The organism is Limnospira sp. PMC 289.06 (assembly GCF_032350395.1).
Taxonomy (GTDB): Bacteria; Cyanobacteriota; Cyanobacteriia; order Cyanobacteriales; family Microcoleaceae; genus Limnospira; species Limnospira platensis.
Genome location: NZ_JARPLC010000419.1, coordinates 1 through 667, shown reverse-complemented (window position 1 = coordinate 667; position 667 = coordinate 1). Strand labels below are relative to the sequence as shown.

1 protein-coding gene and 1 pseudogene are annotated in these 667 nt (G+C 35.8%); both read left to right on the top strand.

Going from position 1 to position 667, the window contains the following annotated elements:
* Window positions 1–229, top strand: a pseudogene (locus tag P5674_RS25545) (hypothetical protein); the annotation flags it as partial.
* On the top strand, window positions 230–484 hold the full coding sequence (locus P5674_RS25540) for a hypothetical protein (RefSeq protein ID WP_315670457.1): 255 nt from the start codon (window positions 230–232) through the stop codon (window positions 482–484). It begins immediately after the preceding pseudogene.
* Window positions 485–667 lie beyond the last annotated feature (183 nt).

The following is a 667-nucleotide window of genomic DNA, read 5'->3' as shown; positions in this document are numbered from 1 at the left end:
TAGGATATTATTTGACGCTGACAGTGTACCCGTGTACTGGAAAATGGCAGGGTGGCTTAAATTCTATGCCTACAATGATGTGAAGCAGAATATGATGGTTAAAAAAGAGACTATATGGCTTAATGAATATCAAATAATTGAATCACCGCCGTACAGCAATTTTTACGCTTCATTTTCTCCACTAGAAAGGATTAAATGGTTTACACTTCATTTTTGGAAATTAATATAAATGAACTTGGTAATAGTTGAATTAGGGTTAATTATTGTCGCGATTATTCTCAGTACGTTCATTACGCATACAGGAAACCTAATTATTGAGAATAGGTTAGACGGTATCCAAAATAGCCTAAATTATTTGATTAGATATGTTAATGATTTTATGCCATCAACAGTTTGTAAAAAACAGTTAGAAGATAAAAAGCAATCACCCCCTCTTCCAATTAACAGAGATGATATTGATGATGATGGTTGGAGAAAACCCTAAACCCTAACACCTAACAGCTAACAGCTACCCCAATAACTTAAATGGCCCCCTATGGTTTCTGACTGTAGGGGGTGCGTGTATTTTTGGGCTAACAGACTGTTGCAGCAGACTGTTGCAACGGACTGTTAAAAATTTATATGAATGCTTGCCTCTAATTTACCCACAATAAACACCCTAAGCCAA

What these genes read in the sequence shown, in the direction of transcription:
- P5674_RS25540 (WP_315670457.1), top strand. Translation starts at nt 230, where the DNA reads ATGAACTTGGTAATAGTTGAATTAGGGTTAATTATTGTCGCGATTATT.